The sequence below is a fragment of the Pseudomonas sp. 1176_21 genome (genome assembly GCF_052850635.1).
Window position 1 is genome coordinate 80105 of the sequence record NZ_VXCV01000008.1, and the last position, 16745, is coordinate 96849.

Annotated in this window: 22 protein-coding genes; 18 read left to right on the forward strand and 4 right to left on the reverse strand. The window is 65.3% G+C overall.

Annotated elements, in window-relative coordinates:
* Positions 1–130: 130 nt before the first annotated feature.
* The 12 genes from ccmA (at position 131) to FW760_RS18950 (ending at position 8956) form a co-directional block, all read left to right on the forward strand.
* Positions 131–763 carry a cytochrome c biogenesis heme-transporting ATPase CcmA gene (gene ccmA, locus FW760_RS18895; RefSeq protein WP_043861837.1) on the forward strand — a complete coding sequence of 211 codons (633 nt, stop codon included), beginning with the start codon at positions 131–133 and terminating at the stop codon, positions 761–763.
* Positions 760–1428, forward strand: coding sequence for a heme exporter protein CcmB (gene ccmB, locus FW760_RS18900; protein WP_043861838.1), 669 nt, complete (start codon positions 760–762; stop codon positions 1426–1428). The genes ccmA and ccmB overlap by 4 nt, the downstream gene beginning before the upstream one ends.
* 43 nt (positions 1429–1471) lie before the next feature.
* Positions 1472–2248, forward strand: a complete 777-nt coding sequence (locus tag FW760_RS18905; protein ID WP_043861839.1) for a heme ABC transporter permease — start codon at positions 1472–1474, stop codon at positions 2246–2248.
* Entirely contained in the window at positions 2245–2421 is a 177-nt protein-coding gene (gene ccmD / locus FW760_RS18910; RefSeq protein ID WP_043861840.1) for a heme exporter protein CcmD, read from the forward strand. Before FW760_RS18905 ends, ccmD begins: the two co-directional genes overlap by 4 nt.
* Positions 2418–2873: a cytochrome c maturation protein CcmE gene (gene ccmE / locus FW760_RS18915; RefSeq protein ID WP_058542048.1), complete on the forward strand. Its 456-nt coding sequence runs from the start codon at positions 2418–2420 to the stop codon at positions 2871–2873. Before ccmD ends, ccmE begins: the two co-directional genes overlap by 4 nt.
* A gap of 11 nt (positions 2874–2884) precedes the next feature.
* Positions 2885–4858: a heme lyase CcmF/NrfE family subunit gene (locus tag FW760_RS18920; protein WP_167400228.1), complete on the forward strand. Its 1974-nt coding sequence runs from the start codon at positions 2885–2887 to the stop codon at positions 4856–4858.
* The gene (locus FW760_RS18925; protein WP_043861843.1) at positions 4855–5391 is read left to right on the forward strand and encodes a DsbE family thiol:disulfide interchange protein; all 537 of its coding nucleotides are present in this window, start codon (positions 4855–4857) and stop codon (positions 5389–5391) included. The genes FW760_RS18920 and FW760_RS18925 overlap by 4 nt, the downstream gene beginning before the upstream one ends.
* Positions 5388–5864 (forward strand): cytochrome c-type biogenesis protein, encoded by a 477-nt coding sequence (locus tag FW760_RS18930; RefSeq protein WP_043861844.1) that lies wholly within the window; start codon positions 5388–5390, stop codon positions 5862–5864. The genes FW760_RS18925 and FW760_RS18930 overlap by 4 nt, the downstream gene beginning before the upstream one ends.
* Positions 5857–7041: a c-type cytochrome biogenesis protein CcmI gene (gene ccmI / locus FW760_RS18935; protein WP_054915616.1), complete on the forward strand. Its 1185-nt coding sequence runs from the start codon at positions 5857–5859 to the stop codon at positions 7039–7041. Before FW760_RS18930 ends, ccmI begins: the two co-directional genes overlap by 8 nt.
* Positions 7042–7051: 10 nt before the next feature.
* Positions 7052–7462, forward strand: a complete 411-nt coding sequence (locus FW760_RS18940) for a hypothetical protein (RefSeq protein WP_043861846.1) — start codon at positions 7052–7054, stop codon at positions 7460–7462.
* 50 nt (positions 7463–7512) lie between these two features.
* Positions 7513–8451: a 2-hydroxyacid dehydrogenase gene (locus FW760_RS18945; RefSeq protein WP_058542046.1), complete on the forward strand. Its 939-nt coding sequence runs from the start codon at positions 7513–7515 to the stop codon at positions 8449–8451.
* Between the two features lie 91 nt (positions 8452–8542).
* The gene (locus FW760_RS18950; RefSeq protein WP_043861848.1) at positions 8543–8956 is read left to right on the forward strand and encodes a GFA family protein; all 414 of its coding nucleotides are present in this window, start codon (positions 8543–8545) and stop codon (positions 8954–8956) included.
* Here FW760_RS18950 and FW760_RS18955 read toward each other — a convergent pair.
* Positions 8949–9842, reverse strand: a complete 894-nt coding sequence (locus tag FW760_RS18955) for a LysR substrate-binding domain-containing protein (RefSeq protein ID WP_054915613.1) — start codon at positions 9840–9842, stop codon at positions 8949–8951. The genes FW760_RS18950 and FW760_RS18955 overlap by 8 nt on opposite strands.
* Positions 9843–9998: 156 nt before the next feature.
* Between FW760_RS18955 and FW760_RS18960 the strand changes: the two genes are divergently transcribed.
* From FW760_RS18960 to FW760_RS18980, 5 genes are all read left to right on the forward strand, one after another.
* A complete protein-coding gene (locus FW760_RS18960) occupies positions 9999–10931 on the forward strand; it encodes a DMT family transporter (RefSeq protein WP_116053244.1) in 933 nt (310 codons plus the stop codon).
* Positions 10932–11022: 91 nt separating this feature from the next.
* Complete coding sequence (locus FW760_RS18965) at positions 11023–11361, forward strand: FKBP-type peptidyl-prolyl cis-trans isomerase (protein ID WP_043861851.1); 339 nt, start codon at positions 11023–11025, stop codon at positions 11359–11361.
* Positions 11362–11441: 80 nt separating this feature from the next.
* Positions 11442–12053, forward strand: a complete 612-nt coding sequence (locus FW760_RS18970) for a hypothetical protein (RefSeq protein WP_043861852.1) — start codon at positions 11442–11444, stop codon at positions 12051–12053.
* A gap of 13 nt (positions 12054–12066) precedes the next feature.
* The gene (locus tag FW760_RS18975) at positions 12067–12654 is read left to right on the forward strand and encodes a hypothetical protein (protein WP_043861853.1); all 588 of its coding nucleotides are present in this window, start codon (positions 12067–12069) and stop codon (positions 12652–12654) included.
* A gap of 205 nt (positions 12655–12859) precedes the next feature.
* Entirely contained in the window at positions 12860–13522 is a 663-nt protein-coding gene (locus FW760_RS18980; RefSeq protein ID WP_058542044.1) for a hypothetical protein, read from the forward strand.
* A gap of 3 nt (positions 13523–13525) precedes the next feature.
* Here FW760_RS18980 and FW760_RS18985 read toward each other — a convergent pair whose 3' ends face one another.
* The 3 genes from FW760_RS18985 to FW760_RS18995 form a co-directional block, all read right to left on the reverse strand.
* A complete protein-coding gene (locus tag FW760_RS18985; RefSeq protein WP_043861855.1) occupies positions 13526–14203 on the reverse strand; it encodes a hypothetical protein in 678 nt (225 codons plus the stop codon).
* Complete coding sequence (locus FW760_RS18990; protein WP_116053247.1) at positions 14203–15072, reverse strand: hypothetical protein; 870 nt, start codon at positions 15070–15072, stop codon at positions 14203–14205. Before FW760_RS18990 ends, FW760_RS18985 begins: the two co-directional genes overlap by 1 nt.
* Before the next feature lie 125 nt (positions 15073–15197).
* A complete protein-coding gene (locus tag FW760_RS18995) occupies positions 15198–15635 on the reverse strand; it encodes an Lrp/AsnC family transcriptional regulator (protein ID WP_043861856.1) in 438 nt (145 codons plus the stop codon).
* Between the two features lie 131 nt (positions 15636–15766).
* On the opposite strand from FW760_RS18995, the gene FW760_RS19000 reads away from it, so the two are divergent.
* A complete protein-coding gene (locus FW760_RS19000) occupies positions 15767–16672 on the forward strand; it encodes a DMT family transporter (protein ID WP_054915609.1) in 906 nt (301 codons plus the stop codon).
* The last annotated feature ends 73 nt before the right edge of the window (positions 16673–16745 follow it).

A 16745-nucleotide genomic window follows, 5' to 3' on the forward strand; every position in this document is an offset into this window, starting at 1 on the left:
AATGCCGCCCGTTCCTGGCGGGTGCGCACGTCCTGTGGCGTGCCCGATGCGACCGGCCATGCCGTACAGCTGTTGCTCAGTATAACGGCCAGGCCCGGACCGACTTGAGACCGAACCATAAGGCGAACCTGTGACCCCTCGACTCGAAGCTGTGGGCCTGGCCTGCGAGCGCGACTGGCGAATGCTTTTCGAACACCTCGAACTGCACCTGGCGGCCGGTGACATGCTGCAGATCAGCGGCCCCAATGGCAGCGGCAAGACCAGCCTGCTGCGCCTGCTCAGCGGGTTGATGCGGCCCACCAGCGGTGAAATCCGCCTGGACGGCAAGCCCTTGGCCGAGCAGGGCAGCGAACTGGCCAGGATGCTGCTGTGGATCGGTCATGCGGCCGGCATCAAGGACCTGCTCACCGCCGAGGAAAACCTGGCCTGGCTGTGCGCCCTGCATCAGCCTGCCAGCCGCGAGGCGATCTGGCAGGCACTGGCGGCCGTGGGCCTGCGCGGCTTCGAAGATGTTGCCTGCCATACCCTGTCGGCCGGCCAGCAGCGCCGCGTGGCGCTGGCGCGGCTGTACCTGGACAGCCCGCCGCTGTGGATTCTCGACGAACCCTTCACCGCCCTCGACAAGCAGGGCGTGGCCCAGCTCGAAGCGCACCTGGCGGCGCATTGCGAGCGCGGCGGCATGGTCGTGCTGACCACCCACCACACGCTGGCGCAGACGCCGTCCGGCTACCGAGAACTGAACCTGGGGCAGTACGCGGCATGAGTGTGTTCGTTCATTTGCTGCGCCGAGAAGCGCAGGTGCTGTGCCGCCGTCCGGCCGAGCTTGCCAACCCATTGGTGTTCTTCGCGATCGTGATCGCGTTGTTCCCGTTGGCGGTCGGGCCGGAGACGCAATTGTTGCAAAACTTGTCCCCTGGGTTAGTCTGGGTGGCCGCCCTTTTATCCGTTCTGCTCTCGCTGGACGGGCTGTTTCGCAGTGATTTCGAGGACGGATCCCTCGAGCAGTGGGTCCTTTCGCCGCACCCCCTGGCGCTTCTGGTATTGGCAAAGGTGCTGGCACACTGGGCCTTTTCCGGCCTGGCACTGGTATTGTTGTCGCCGCTGCTGGCCCTGATGCTCGGTTTGCCGGTGCAATGCCTGCCGGTACTGCTGGCCTCGCTGCTGCTCGGTACCCCGGTACTGAGCCTGCTGGGTGCAGTGGGCGCAGCCTTGACCGTGGGTTTGAAGCGCGGTGGCCTGCTGCTGGCACTGCTTATTTTGCCGTTATATATCCCGGTGTTGATCCTGGGCAGTGGCGCCTTGCAGGCGGCACTGCAAGCTATGCCGGCGACCGGTTACCTGCTCTGGCTTGGCAGCCTGACCGCCCTTGCAGTAACCCTGGCACCCTTTGCAATAGCGGCTGGCCTGAAGATCAGCGTCGGCGAATAATGAGGTCTGGGCCCCGCCCAGCAAAGACCCTGGATGTACCGTGATGAAAAGCAGCGCAATAAGCTGGACGTGGTTTCACAAGCTGGGTTCACCCAAATGGTTCTATGCCATCAGCGGCCGCATGCTGCCGTGGCTGAGCATCGCCGCCATCCTGCTGATCGCCGTGGGCGTGGTCTGGGGCCTGGCCTTCGCCCCGCAGGACTACCAGCAGGGCAACAGTTTCCGAATCATCTACATCCACGTGCCGGCGGCCATGCTGGCGCAGTCGTGCTACGTGATGCTGGCGGTGGCCGGCGTGGTCGGCCTGGTCTGGAAGATGAAGATCGCCGACGTGGCACTGCAATGCGCCGCGCCCATCGGCGCCTGGATGACCGTGGTGGCCCTGAGCACCGGTGCCATCTGGGGCAAGCCGACCTGGGGCAGCTGGTGGGTTTGGGATGCACGACTAACGTCGATGCTGATCCTGCTGTTTCTGTACTTCGGTCTGATTGCCCTGGGCCAGGCGATCAGCAATCGTGAGAGCGCGGCCAAGGCCTGCGCGGTACTGGCGATTGTCGGCGTGATCAACATTCCGATCATCAAGTACTCGGTGGAGTGGTGGAACACCCTGCACCAGGGCGCCACCTTCACCCTCACCGAAAAGCCGGCGATGCCTGCCGAGATGTGGCTGCCGCTGCTGCTGACCGTGCTGGGGTTCTATTGCTTCTTCGGGGCGGTGCTGCTGTTGCGCATGCGCCTTGAAGTGCTGCGGCGCGAGGCACGCGCCAGTTGGGTCAAGGATGAAGTGTTGGGCCACCTGGGGCGGGAGACCGCACGATGAGTTTTGCCAGCTTCAATGATTTCCTCGCCATGGGCCATCACGGCCTCTATGTCTGGTCGGCCTATGGCATCTGCCTGCTGGTGCTGGCCATCAATGTTGCCGCGCCCGTACTGAGCAAGCGCCGGTATCTGCAAGAAGAAGCGCGCCGCCTGCGCCGGGAGAAGTCCAAGTGAATCCGCAACGCAAGAAGCGTCTGTTCATCATCCTCGGCCTGCTGGTGGGTGTCGGCGTCGCCGTCGGCCTGGCCCTGAGCGCGCTGCAGCAGAACATCAACCTGTTCTATACCCCTACCCAGATCGCCAACGGCGAAGCCCCGCTCGATACCCGCATCCGGGCTGGCGGCATGGTCGAGGCCGGTTCCCTGCAACGCTCCGGCGACTCGCTGGACGTACGTTTCGTGGTCACCGACTTCAACAAGTCGGTGCCCATCACCTACCGCGGCATCCTGCCCGACCTGTTCCGTGAAGGGCAGGGCATCGTCGCCCTGGGCAAGCTCAACGCCGAGGGCGTGGTGGTGGCCGACGAGGTGCTGGCCAAGCACGACGAAAAATACATGCCGCCCGAGGTCACCAAGGCCCTGAAGGAAAGCGGCCAGGTGTCCACCGACGGCGGAGCCAAGCCATGAATGCCGCACTGATGATTCCCGAGCTGGGCCAGTTGGCGATGATCCTGGCCATCTGTTTTGCCGGCGTTCAGGCCAGCGTGCCGCTGCTCGGCGCCTGGCGGGGCGACAGCCTGTGGATGAGCCTGGCACGCCCGGCGGCGTGGGGCCAGTTCGCCTTTCTGGCGTTTGCCTTCGCCTGCCTGACCCATGCCTTCATGACCGACAACTTCTCGGTGGCGTATGTGGCCAGCAACTCCAACAGCGCCTTGCCCTGGTACTACAAGTTCAGCGCCGTGTGGGGCGCCCACGAAGGCTCGCTGCTGCTGTGGGCGCTGATCCTGGGCGGCTGGACCTTCGCCGTGTCGATCTTCTCGCGCCAGTTGCCGCAGGTGATGCTGGCCCGGGTGCTGGCGGTGATGGGCATGATCAGCGTGGGCTTCCTGTCGTTTCTGATCGTTACCTCCAACCCGTTCCAGCGCCTGCTGCCGCAGGTGCCTGCCGATGGTCGCGACCTCAACCCGCTGCTGCAGGACATCGGCCTGATCGTGCACCCGCCGATGCTCTACATGGGCTACGTGGGCTTCTCGGTGGCCTTCGCCTTCGCCATCGCCGCCTTGCTCGGCGGGCGCCTGGACGCGGCCTGGGCACGCTGGTCGCGGCCCTGGACCATCGTGGCCTGGGCGTTCCTGGGCATCGGCATCACCCTGGGCTCGTGGTGGGCCTACTACGAACTCGGCTGGGGTGGCTGGTGGTTCTGGGACCCGGTCGAAAACGCCTCGTTCATGCCGTGGCTGGTGGGCACCGCACTGATCCACTCGCTGGCCGTCACCGAGAAGCGCGGCGTGTTCAAGAGCTGGACCGTGCTGCTGGCGATCGCTGCATTTTCGCTGAGCCTGCTGGGCACCTTCCTGGTGCGTTCCGGCGTGCTGACCTCGGTGCACGCCTTTGCCGCCGACCCCGAGCGCGGCGTGTTCATCCTGATCTTCCTGCTGTTCGTGGTCGGCGGTTCGCTGACCCTGTTCGCCTTGCGCGCCCCGGTGGTCAAGAGCCAGGTCGGGTTCGCCCTGTGGTCGCGGGAAACCCTGCTGCTGGCCAACAACCTGGTGCTGGTGGTGGCGGCCTCGATGATCCTGCTGGGCACCCTGTACCCGCTGGTGCTCGATGCACTGACCGGGGCCAAGCTGTCGGTGGGGCCGCCTTACTTCGATGCGCTGTTCATCCCGCTGATGGCCCTGCTGATGGTGGTGATGGCGGTCGGCGTGATCGTGCGCTGGAAGGACACCCCGACGAAATGGCTGGTGAGCATGCTGACCCCGGTGGCGATCGGCAGCGTGGTGCTGGCACCCATCGGCGGGCTGCTGGTGGACGACTTCGACTGGCAGGTACTGACCACCTTCGCCCTGGCGGCGTGGATCCTGCTGGCCGGCGTGCGCGACCTGCTCGACAAGACCCGTCACAAGGGCCTGCTCAAGGGCATGCGCGGCCTGAGCCGCAGTTACTGGGGCATGCACGTGGCGCACCTGGGCATCGCGGTATGCGCCCTGGGCGTGGTGCTGTCGAGCAACAACAGCGCCGAACGCGACCTGCGCCTGGCGCCGGGCGAGTCGATGGAACTGGGCGGCTACCAGTTCGTGTTCGAAGGCGCCAAGCATTTCGAGGGGCCGAACTTCACCTCCGACAAGGGCACCGTGCGCGTGCTGCGGGACGGTCGTGAAATCAGCGTGCTGCACCCGGAAAAACGCCTGTACACCGTGCAGCAGTCGGTGATGACCGAGGCCGGCATCGATGCCGGTTTCACCCGCGACCTGTACGTGGCGCTGGGTGAGTCGCTGGACAACGGCGCCTGGGCCGTGCGCGTGCACGTCAAGCCGTTCGTGCGCTGGATCTGGCTGGGCGGCCTGCTGACCGGCCTGGGCGGCCTGATGGCGGCGATGGACAAGCGGTATCGGGTCAAGGTGAAAAGCCGGGTACGTGAAGTACTGGGCATGTCGGGAGCAACTGCATGAAGCGTTGGATCATGGTGCTGCCGCTGGCGGTGTTTCTGCTGGTGGCGGTGTTTCTGTACCGGGGCCTGTACCTGGACCCGTCCGAGCTGCCCTCGGCGATGATCGGCAAACCCTTCCCGGCGTTCTCGCTGCCGACCGTGGAAGGCGACCGGACCCTGACCCGCGACGACCTGCTGGGCAAGCCGGCGCTGGTCAACGTGTGGGCCACCTGGTGCCCTTCGTGCAAGGTCGAGCACCCGGTGCTGAACAAGCTGGCCGAGCAGGGCGTGGTGATCTACGGGGTCAACTACAAGGACGAGAACGCGGCTGCGATCAAGTGGCTGACCGAGTTCCACAACCCCTACCAGATCGGCATCCGTGACGAGCACGGCACCCTCGGCCTGGACCTGGGTGTGTACGGCGCGCCGGAGACCTTCATCATCGACGCCAAGGGCATCATCCGGCACAAGTTCGTCGGCGTGGTCGACCAGACCGTGTGGCGCGAGCAACTGGCGCCGCTGTACCAGGGCCTGCTCGACGAGGCCGGCCAATGAGGCGCTGGCTGGCAGGCGCGCTGCTGGGCCTGAGCATCGCCGGCGTGGCCCACGCGGCCATCGACACCTATCAGTTCGCCGACGACGCCGAGCGCGAGCGTTACCACGTGCTGACCAAGGAACTGCGCTGCCCCAAGTGCCAGAACCAGGACATCGCCGACTCCAACGCACCGATTGCCGCCGACCTGCGCCGCGAGATCTTCCGCATGCTCGGCGAAGGCAAGGACAACCAGCAGATCATCGACTTCATGGTCGACCGCTATGGCGACTTCGTGCGCTACAAGCCGGCCCTGACGGCGCGTACCTGGCTGCTGTGGTTCGGCCCGGGCATCCTGCTGCTGGGCGGCTTCGGCATGCTGGCGCTGATCGTGCGCAAGCGCCGTACCCAGGCGGCGGGCGGCACCGTCGACCTTTCCCCCGAGGAGCGTGAGCGCCTCGCCAAACTGCTGGACAAAGAACGCACCCATGACTGAATTCTGGCTTCCCGCAGGCCTGCTGTTACTGGTAGCCCTGAGCTTTCTGCTGATCCCGGTGTTGCGCGTGCGTCGTGCGCAACAGGAAGAAGACCGTACCGCGTTGAACGTGGCCCTGTACCAGGAGCGCGTGGCCGAACTGCAGGCCCAGGGCGAGGCCGGTGTGCTCACCGCCGAGCAACTGGACCGTGGCCGCGACGAGGCCGCCCGCGAATTGCTGGCCGACACCGACAACGCCGAACCCGACCGCAGTGCGCGCCTGGGCAAGACCTTGCCGCTGCTGGCTGCGGTGCTGGTGCCGGTGATGGGCCTCGGGCTGTACCTGCACTTTGGCGCCAGCGACAAGGTCGAGCTGACCCGCGAGTTCGCCCAGGCGCCGCAGTCGGTGCAGGAGATGACCTCGCGCCTGGAGCGTGCGGTGCAGGCCCAGCCAGACTCGGCCGAAGGCCTGTACCTGCTGGGCCGTGCCTACATGGCCCAGGAACGCGCCGCCGATGCTGCCAAGGCCTTCGAGCGCGCTGCTGCCCTGGCCGGGCGTCAGCCTGAGCTGCTTGGGCAATGGGCGCAGGCGCTGTACTTCGGTAACGGCAAGCAGTGGACAGCGCAGATGCAGGCGTTGACCGACGAAGCGCTCAAGGCCGATCCGGCGGAAGTCACCAGCCTGGGGCTGCTGGGTATCGCCGCGTTCGAGGACGGGCGCTACCAGCAGGCCATCGACTACTGGAACCGTCTGATTGCCCAACTGCCCGAGGGCGATGCCTCGCGTGCCGCGCTGCAGGGCGGCATCGAGCGTGCTGGCGAACGGCTCAAGGCCGCGGGCCAGGCGCCGGCCACCAGCGCACGCCTGACGGTGCGGGTCGAGCTGGCGCCGGCGCTCAAGGACAAGGTGCGTCCCGATGACAGCGTGTTCATATTTGCCCGCGCCAGTTCCGGGCCGCCGATGCCGCTGGCGGCCAAGCGCGTGACCGTGGCCGACCTGCCGATCGAGGTTCAGCTCAGCGACAGTGATGCGATGATGCCGAACATGAAACTGTCGAGCTTCCCCGAAGTCCAACTGGTTGCGCGCGTCTCCCGTGCCGGCCAGCCGACCAAGGGCGAGTGGATCGGCCGTGGCAGCCCGCTGGCCAGCAGCACCGAGGCGCCGCAGCACCTGACCATCGACAGCCCGGACCCGTAGAGAGACCACTATGAACAGCATCGCACGCCTCACCCTGATCGCCCTGGCCGTGGGCTTGAGTGCGTGTACGGTGCATCGGCCCAGCGAGCCCACCGTGCCGCCGATCGAAACCCTGCCGCCGACCGGGCCGGTGATCAAGCCGGTGCCGGGGCCCAAGCCAGGTACCCCGGCCACGCTGCCGACGCCCAAGCCGATGCCACGCACCTCGGCAAGCTTCGCGCCGCCGCCGGGTGGCGCCAGCCACTGGGACCCGAAACTCGGGGTGTACGTGCTCGAAGGCAAGACCAACACCTTCTACCGCCAACGCACCTACTACCGCTTCAGCAATGGCTGGAGCTGGGCCACCAGCCCTGACGGCCCCTGGCAGGACACCGACAGCAGCGGCGTGCCGGGCGGCCTGGGACGGGCTTTCGCCCAGTAAGCCCAAGCCGGCATAATGCCCCTTTTTTGCGAATGGCCAGGGGGCAGGGCATGACACACAAGGTACTGGTGCTGGTAGAAACGGTGGATGACTACCTGCCCTTGCTCGAACAGGCCGGCTTCGAGCTGATTCGTGCACAGACCCCGGCCCTGCGTGCCGAGGCCATCGCCCGCCACGGCGGCGCAATCGATGCGGTACTGACCCGCGGGCCGCTGGGCTTGCGGGCCGACGAAATCGCCGCCTTGCCCCATCTGAAAATCATCTGCGTCATCGGCGCCGGGTACGAGGAAGTGGACCTGGCAGCGGCTGCTGCGCGTGGCATCACCGTGACCAATGGCGCCGGTGCCAACGCCACGGCGGTGGCCGACCATGCCCTGGCGCTGCTGTTCGCCATCGTGCGCGATATTCCCCGTGCCGATGCCACCACCCGCCTGGGGCAGTGGAACCGTGTGATCAGCCCGTCGCTGAGCGGCAAGCGCCTCGGGGTACTGGGCCTTGGCGCGACGGGGTTGGCGATTGCCCGGCGTGCGGCGCAGGGCTTCGACATGCAGGTCAGCTACCACAACCGCCGGCCACGCACCGACGTGCCCTACACCTGGTGCGAAAGCCCGCTGGCGCTGGCGGGGGCGGTGGACTTTCTGATCGTTGCCACCCCGGGCGGGGCCGGTACGCGCCACCTGGTCGACGCGGCAGTGCTGGACGCACTGGGGCCGCAGGGTTTTCTGGTGAACATTGCGCGGGCCAGCGTGGTGGACACCGATGCGATGGTGGCGGCGTTGCGCGAAGGGCGTATTGCCGGGGCCGGGCTGGATGTGTTCGATGCCGAGCCTGAAGTGCCGCAGGCACTCAAGGCGCTGGACAACGTGGTGCTGACCCCGCATGTGGCCGGACAGTCGCCGGAAGCGGCGCGCGATACGGTGGCGCTGGTGCTGCGCAACCTGCAGGCGTTCTTTGCCGGGGAACCGGTGTTGACCCCGGTGACGGCGTAATCCGCTGTAGGAGCCGGCCTTGCCGGCGAAAGGGCCGGGGCCGACTGCTGCTAGACTTCAGCCCTACCGCTCACCGCAAGGACCCTGCACCATGTCCCAACCCCAGGAAAAACACGGCAGCTGCCTGTGCGGCGCCATTCACCTCAGCGTCAGCCTCGACAACGCCAGTGTCAGCGCTTGCCATTGCAGCATGTGCCGCAAATGGTCCGGTGGCCCGTTGATGGTGGTGCACAGCACCCAGACCCTCAGGCTCAGCGGCGACACCCCGCGCATCTACGATTCCTCCGAGTGGGCCCAGCGCGGCTTCTGCGGCACCTGCGGCACCCACCTGTTCTATCGCCTCAAGGCCGGCGGCTTCGACGCCGTGCCGGTGGGCGTGCTCGATGGCGAGAGTGACTGGGCGCTGGAACTGCAGATCTACATCGATCAGAAGCCGGGCTACTACTGCTTCGCCAACCAGACCCGGACCCTCACCGGCGCCGAGGTGCAAGCGCAGTTCAGTTGAGCGCAAGCAACCAGTCCCTGAACACCTGGGCCGCCGGCGAGCACACGCGCTGCCTGTCGTGCACCAGGTAGTCGGCCTGGCCGGTGTGCACGACGAACTCCGACACCGGCCGCACCTGCCCGCTGGCGATGCGCTCGCGGGCCATGAACTCCCAGCCCAACCCCACCCCCATGCCCTGCATCACTGCGTCGAACACCAGGGTGATCTGATTGAATGTCACCGCATCGGCCGGCGCCTTGTAGCGCACCCCCAGGTGCGCGAACCAGTCGGGCCAATCCAGACAGTTCCAGGCCGAGGCATCCAGCTGGATCAGCGGCAGGGCCTGCAGCGCCGCCAGCGAATCGGCTGGCGGCAGGGCCCGCTGGGTGCTGACGATGGGGTAGATGCATTCATCGAACAGCTTGTCGGCCTGCAGTGAACTCCAGCGGCCATGGCCGTACAGCACGCCGAAGTCATAGTTGCCCACCACGCGTTCATCCATCTCGTTGCTGGCATGGATGTTCACTGTCAGCTCGGGGTGCTGTGCGTTGAAGCGCAGCAGCCGCGGGAACAACCAGTACTGTGCCACCGCATGGGTGCAGATCACGCTGACATTGCGGCTGCCGTGCCCGCTCTTGAGGCGCAATACGTTGGCCAGCAGGCTGTCGAGCATCGGCTCGACGATGGCATTGAAGCCACTGCCGGCGGCGGTCAGGGTGATGCCGCGGGCGCGGCGTTCGAACAGCGGCGCACCCAGGTGTTCTTCAAGCAGCTTGATCTGTTTGCTCACCGCGCTCTGGGTCAGCGACAGCTCGGCGGCGGCGCGGGTGAAGCTGCCGGTGCGTACCACCGCCTCGAAAGCGATCAGGGTATCCAGCGGGGGCAGGTGACGGCTGAAGCGGCTCATTGCGGTGTCTTTGGTTCAGGGAATGGCTGGATAGTAAACCCGGTGCTTTGCGCTTTAAAGGTATTCCCCATGGGAATGCCTGCATGCCGAATGATCTTTTGCCTGGACGCCTGCATTTGGCTAGCCTGCGTGCTCTGAAAAACGAGGAGCAGGCAAGTGAAACGGGGTGTGGCGTATGCCGGCGTGGCCGGTGCGATGTGGGGCATGGTGCTGATGGTGCCGCAACTGCTGCCGGAGTTCAGCCCGGTGCTGCTGGCCTGTGCGCGGTTCGTCCTGCTGGGGGCGGTATCGCTCGCGCTGCTGCTGCCAATGCGCAAGGCGCTGCGTCAGCTCGAACGGGCAGACGTGTGGATGCTGGCGCGCCTGGCGCTGATCGGCAACCTGCTGTACTTCATGTGCCTGGTGGCGGCGATCCAGCGCCTGGGCGTGGCGCCGGCATCGCTGATCGTTGGTGTGCTGCCGCTGACCATCACCCTGTACGGGCGCAATGACAGCGGCGCGGTGGCCCTGTCGCGCCTGGCCGGGCCGCTGGCGCTGATCCTGGCGGGCATGCTGTGCATCAACCTGCAGACCTTCGCGGTGGAGCCGGGGGCGGTGCAGGACAAGCTCGCCGGGCTGCTCTATGCGCTGGCCGCGCTGGCCTGCTGGACCTGGTACGCCACCTACAACAGCCGCTATCTCAAGCAGTGCCGGCACCTGGACAGCCATCAGTGGTCGGTGCTCACCGGGGTGGTGACCGGCGTGTTCAGCCTGGTGCTGGTGGCGCTGCTGTGGGTGTGGCAGCCGCAGCAGTTGCAGGTGCAGGCCACTGCTGAGCGCTGGCAGCTGTTCTGGGCGTTCAGCCTGGGTTGCGCGCTGTTTGGCTCGTGGCTGGCGGGGGTGTTGTGGAATGCGGCAGCCAAGCGCATGCCGCTGACCCTGAGCGGGCAGTTGATCGTGTTCGAGACCCTGTTTGCCTTGCTGTATGCGTTCATCTGGCGCCAGAGCGGGCCGAACCTGCTGGAGAGCGCGGCGATCGTGCTGGTGGTGGGCGGGGTGTGCTGGTCGATGCGCCAGCACGAGCCGGTGACAGCCAGCGCCACCTCATGATCCGCGTTCGCTCCCCACAGCCTTGCAAAACACGGCCATTGCTGCGAAAACGCATCGGCAGAAAACGTCCCATAGCCGTCAGAGATCACCCATGAGCAACGAACTTCAAATCATCGACCTCCAGTTGGGCGACGGCAAGGCGGCCGTCAAGGGGGCACTGATCACCACCCAGTACACCGGCTGGCTGGACGATGGCAGCGTATTCGATTCCTCCCACCAACGCGGCAAGCCGTTCCAGTGCGTGATCGGCACCGGCCGCGTGATCAAGGGCTGGGACCAGGGCCTGATGGGCATGCAGGTGGGCGGCAAGCGCAAGCTGATCGTGCCGGCGCACCTGGGTTACGACGCGCGTAGCGTAGGCAGCATCCCACCGAATTCGACCCTCACCTTCGAGATCGAGCTGCTCGAGGTCCTCACCCGCGACGATTGAGGGCTGAGTCATTCTCATTACAGTCTTTGGCCCTGATGCCGATAACAGCCTGTCTCTCACCCGAAGCAAGGACATTTTGCGTGCTGCGTACTTTCTGTTTTCTTTTCCTGGCCTGCCTCGGCCTTACCGGTTGCTACTCCTTCACACCGGTGGGCCCGATCGGCGAACCGGTCACCGTGGCCGACAACACTGCACAGCGGGGCGCCCAGATCGCCGACGTGGCCATCACCGCGCCCGACCTCAAGGATGACGTGCGCCTGAACATCAGCCGCCAGCTCACCGCACAGATCAGCCACTACGTCGACCGCGGCGAGTACTTCACCAAACTGGTGGAATTTCCCGCCACCCTGGGCGAGCAGGATGTAGTGCTCAAGTTCACCATCACCTCGCTCAAGGGCAAGCGCACCACGCACCCCGGTTACGTTCCCGGCGCGTTGGTGACGCTGACGTTCTGGATCTGGTTCAACGGCCCGATCTATGTCGACAAGTACGACCTGGCCGGCGAGCTGGTGATCGAAGACCGCGACGGCAAGCGCCTCACCCGCGTCACCGAGCAGGTCAAGCTCGACAACAATGTCGGCCTGTACGACAACGACTATGCCAACGGCAGCCTGGGGGGCGTGCAGTTGCGTCAGCTGATCACCAGGTTGCTCGACACCGCGACGGCTGCCCCGCAATTGGCCACTCACTGAAAGGAATTCAACCATGCGTCATTGCCTAATGGCCCTGTTGCTGGCCCTCAGCACGGCCCTGACCGGCTGCATCAGCTACTCCCAGCACCAGTTGCCGGTGGTCGAAGCCTGGCCGCCGCTGCCTGCCGCCGATGCGGCGCCCGCGCACAAGACCGCCTATGTGCGCTTCAATACACTGTACGAGTTCAACGGCCAGCCGCGCGCCAGCAACGCCAACCTGATGCGTTTCGAAAAGACCCTGGTGCAGAGCTATGAACAGAGCGAGCGCTTCACACGGGTGACCAGCGAGAAGGTCGACTCTGACGTGTACGCCTACGTCACGCTCAGGAACAACGAGCAAGGCAACGTGCTGGCGGCGACGCTGACCGGTGCGACGCTGTTCATCATCCCGTCCACCTTCGACAACACCCTGACCCTGGAGACGCTGTACAAGGACCGTGAAGGCAAACTCATCGGCAAGGTCAGCAAGAGCGAAACCATCACCACCTGGATGCAATTGCTGTTGATCTTCGCGGTGCCGTTCAACGATTCGGGCGATGCCATCATCGAGCACCTGAGCCGCAGTTCGGTTGAAGAAGCGATCCGGCGCAAGCTGATCTGAGCGTCATCATCGCGAAACATCCCTGCGCCAGACTGGCGCGGGCTCAAGGCAGAGCCGGCACGGATGAACCAAACGGGTTTGCGACACTCTCAAGCACGCCCGTTTCCACGGATGGAACGACAGACAGGGATCACCCCGCAGCCCCGGCTGCGGGGTGGCACAGGCGGGTCAGCCTCAACCCTATTTGTCGCAAAGAGCCCGTGCCATGAAGTTGCCCTCCTTTTTTCGGCGTTATCGCCCTGCGCTGTTTTCCGTTCCGCTGGTCGTCGGCGCCACCCTGCTGACCTTCGAAGCGCTCGAAAGCCGAGCCCAGCCGGTGGACGGCACCCAGACCCTGGTCTTCCTGCGCCATGCAGAAAAGCCCGGCGAAGGCCTCGGGCAACTGAACTGCCAGGGCCTCAACCGCGCCCTGGACCTGGCCACTCTGCTCCCGGAAAAATTCGGCCCCGCCGACTACGTGTTTGCCGCCAACCCCAGCCGCGAAGTGGAGGAGGGCAGCAACGACAATGCCTACAGCTATATCCGTCCGCTGATGACCATCAGCCCGAGCGCGATCAAGCTCGGCCTGCCGGTGAACATCGACTTCGGCGCCAACGACACCGGCGACCTGGCCGACGAGCTGCTGCAGGACAAGTACCGCAACGCCACGGTCTACACCGCGTGGTCACACGGCTACCTGCCCGAGCTGATCAACACCGTGGCCGGCAAGGCGCTGGGCGAAAAACGCACCATCACCGACGACTGGGACGGCGAGGATTTCGACTCGCTGTATGTGCTGACCCTGACCTGGCACGACGGCAAGGCCAGCCTGCTCAGCCGCAACTACAAGCAGGGGCTGGACAACGGCGACCTCGCCTGCCCGAGCTGAGGGCTAGTTCACCACCTCGAAGCGTGCGCTGGCCTCGCGCCACTCGAACGTCTTGCCCAGGCAATACGGGCTGGAAGGGATGAGCACCTGGGTGGCGCCACCCTGCAGGCGTACCTGGACGGTGTCGATACCCTTGCTGCGACAGCCCGGCACCTTCACCTCCAGCGTCTGCTGCAGCTTGCCGGTGGCCTTGTCCATTACCTGGATGGTTTCGAGGGCGGCATAGTCCATGTCCATCGGCAACTGGAAGTAGAAGCGTTCGGTGGATGCGGCCTGGGGCAGTACCGCGCCCGGCGAGGGTGTCTGCAGGCCGATGTCGGCCACCAGCTTGAGCGTGAAGGGCAGTTGCTTGCCGCTGGCGTAGGCGGTCCAGGTGCCTTGCAGCGGCTGGGCACGGCTGCTGAAATCGGCTTTCTGGAAATGCAGCCGCGCGGTGGGCAGGCCGCCGCTGTCCAGTTCGTCCATGGCGAAGTTGTAGGTGTCGGTGTTGCGCGTGGGCTTGAGCCGGATCGGCGTGTGGTAGCGCTCGTAGTAGTAGATACCGGTCACGTAGTCGTTGGTGCGCTCGATCACCAGCGTCACCGGCAACCCGCCGAGTTTGCCCTGGTACACGGAATGGTAGGCCAGGGCATTGGCGCTCAGGCACAGCAGCAGGCAGGCGAACAGGGTACGAAACGGCATCAGAAAGGCTCCACGCTGTGGCGTTGCCACACCAGTTGCTTGGGGTCGACGAAGTGGTAGTACTGCCAGTCGCTGGTCCCGGTGTCGTAGTTGCTGCCCTGGCGCTGGGCTACCCAGCCGGGGGCGGGGAACTTGAGCGCGCCCTTGTCGCCCAGCGCTTCGAGTTCGGTGTGGCGTTGGTAGGTATTGCTGGTGGGCTGGTACAGGTAGAACTGGTCCGGCTCCTGGTTGGCGCCGCCGGTGGCGCGCTGGCCGATGGGCGAGGCCCTGAAGTCGATGATGCCGTCACCGTTGTAGTCGGCGAAGATCAGGGTCCGGGTGCCGTTGAACGCCAGCGCCAGGTTGTCCAGCACCTGCAATGTGCTGCCGCTGGCGAGGTCGATGATGGTGATGCGATCGACCTTGCCGGTGTATTCGCCCTCGGCCTTGCTGGCGTGCACATAGAAGCTCTTGCCGCGGTTCTGCGGCTGTTGCAGCAGCTCGCCTTGCCAGCTGGAGCGCTGTTCGTCGCTGAAGCGGGTCTGGCGCGTGAGGCTGAAGGGCACACGTTCCCGGGTGCGCAGGTCGATCCATTCGCCACTGAAGTCGCGATCGTGCGTGAACACGAAGGGGCGCACCCGCAGTGCTGCGGCGGGCATGCGCGGGTTGTCCATGATGTTGATCAGCAGTGGCACGTCCTTGCTGTAGGGCGTCACTTCCAGTGGCTGGCTGGTGTGGTGCTCGGTGTCCAGCAGGTAGCCTTGCACGTACTCGTACTGCGAGGTGTATTGCAGGGCGACCTCGACCTTGCGCTCGCCGAGGGTGCCCTGGTACAGGTTGATCGGGTCGGTGGCGTGGGCGCTGGTGAAGGCCAGCGCCAGGCCCAGCATGCAGAGGGGCCTTGGGAAAGCGAACATGGTGACGGTGCGTCCTTGCGGGAGAGGGGCGCAAGGCTAGCATATGTGTGGAACGTGCCGTTGCTCTGCGAATCCCGCGCCGCCCGCCAGTATGGCGCTTATGCCATCGGCGGCAGCCGTCGCTTCACCGGGCTTTTCTTGACGATGGCGGTGTTGGTTTCGGCGTGGCTGTTGAGCTTGTCGAGCAAGGTGTCGAGCTGCTCCATCGAGCGTACATGCAGGCGCGCGATGAAGCAGTCGTCACCCGTGACCTTGTCGCACTCGGTGAACTCGGGGATGGCGATGATCTGGCGCTCCACCTCCTGCAACTGCCCCGGCAACGGACGAATGCGCACGATGGCCTGCAACTGGTACCCGAAGCTGCGCGGGTCGATGTCGACCGTGTAGCCCTTGAGCACGCCGCGTTCTTCCAGGCGACGCAGGCGCTCGCTGACGCTGGGCGCCGACAGGCCGCTCAGGTGCGCCAGCGCCTTGAGCGAACGCCGCGAGTCTTCCATCAGCGCCTTGATCAACAGCTGGTCGATATCATCAGTCATGCAATCCTCGTCAGGCAGATCAATGAAATTGCCTTGATAAAAAAGGCAAGGCTTGAGTCTAGCCTTGTTTTTGCTATGGAGTGCCCTGGCTTCTCGCTCGCATAATCTGTCCATCGTCTGGGAGGTGAGAGATGGACAATTCAATACGCCGTGGGTCGTTGGAAATGGTCGCCGCGATGCTGATATCCGGCACCATCGGCTGGTTCGTGCTGGTGTCGGGGCAACCAGTGCTGGACGTGGTGTTCTGGCGCTGCGTGTTCGGCGCCGGCACGCTGTTGCTGGTGTGCGCCGTGCTGGGTTTTCTGCGGCCGGGCATCCTCACACGTGCCAGCTTTGCCCTGGCGGTACTCAGCGGGGTGGCCATCGTGGGCAACTGGGTGCTGCTGTTCGGCTCCTATTCACGGGCCTCGATTGCCATCGGTACGGCGGTGTACAACGTGCAGCCGTTCATGCTGGTGGGGCTGGCGGCGGTGTTTCTGGGTGAAAAGCTCAGTGTGCCCAAGCTGTTCTGGCTGGGGGTGTCGTTTGCCGGGATGCTGGCCATTGTGAGTGCCCACGGCAGCGGGCAGGGCAGTGGCGAGGATTACCTGCTGGGCATCGCGCTGGCGCTGGGCGCGGCGTTTCTGTACGCGGTGGCCGCGCTGATCATCAAGCGCCTGAGTGGCACGCCGCCGCACCTGATCGCGCTGATCCAGGTGAGCACCGGCATCCTGTTGCTGGCGCCCTTTGCCAATACCGGCGGCCTGCCGGGCACTGCGGGGGCGCTGGCCAGCCTGGTGACGCTGGGTATCGTGCACACCGGCCTGATGTACGTGCTGCTGTATGGCGCCATCCAGAAACTGCCGACCGCGTTGACCGGGGCGCTGTCGTTCATCTACCCGATTGCGGCGATCTTCGTCGACTGGTTCGCCTTTGGCCATCGCTTGAGCGCGCTGCAATGGCTGGGGGTGGCAGCGATTCTGCTGGCGGCTGCCGGCATGCAGCAGGGCTGGTGGTGGAGGGCGAGCGGCAAGCTGCACGCCACAAGCGACAAGTAAACAGGCGCCCGGCGCAAACTTGTCGCTTGCTGCGTGAAGCTTGCCGCTAAAATAGCCCTTTTTGTCCCAGTGA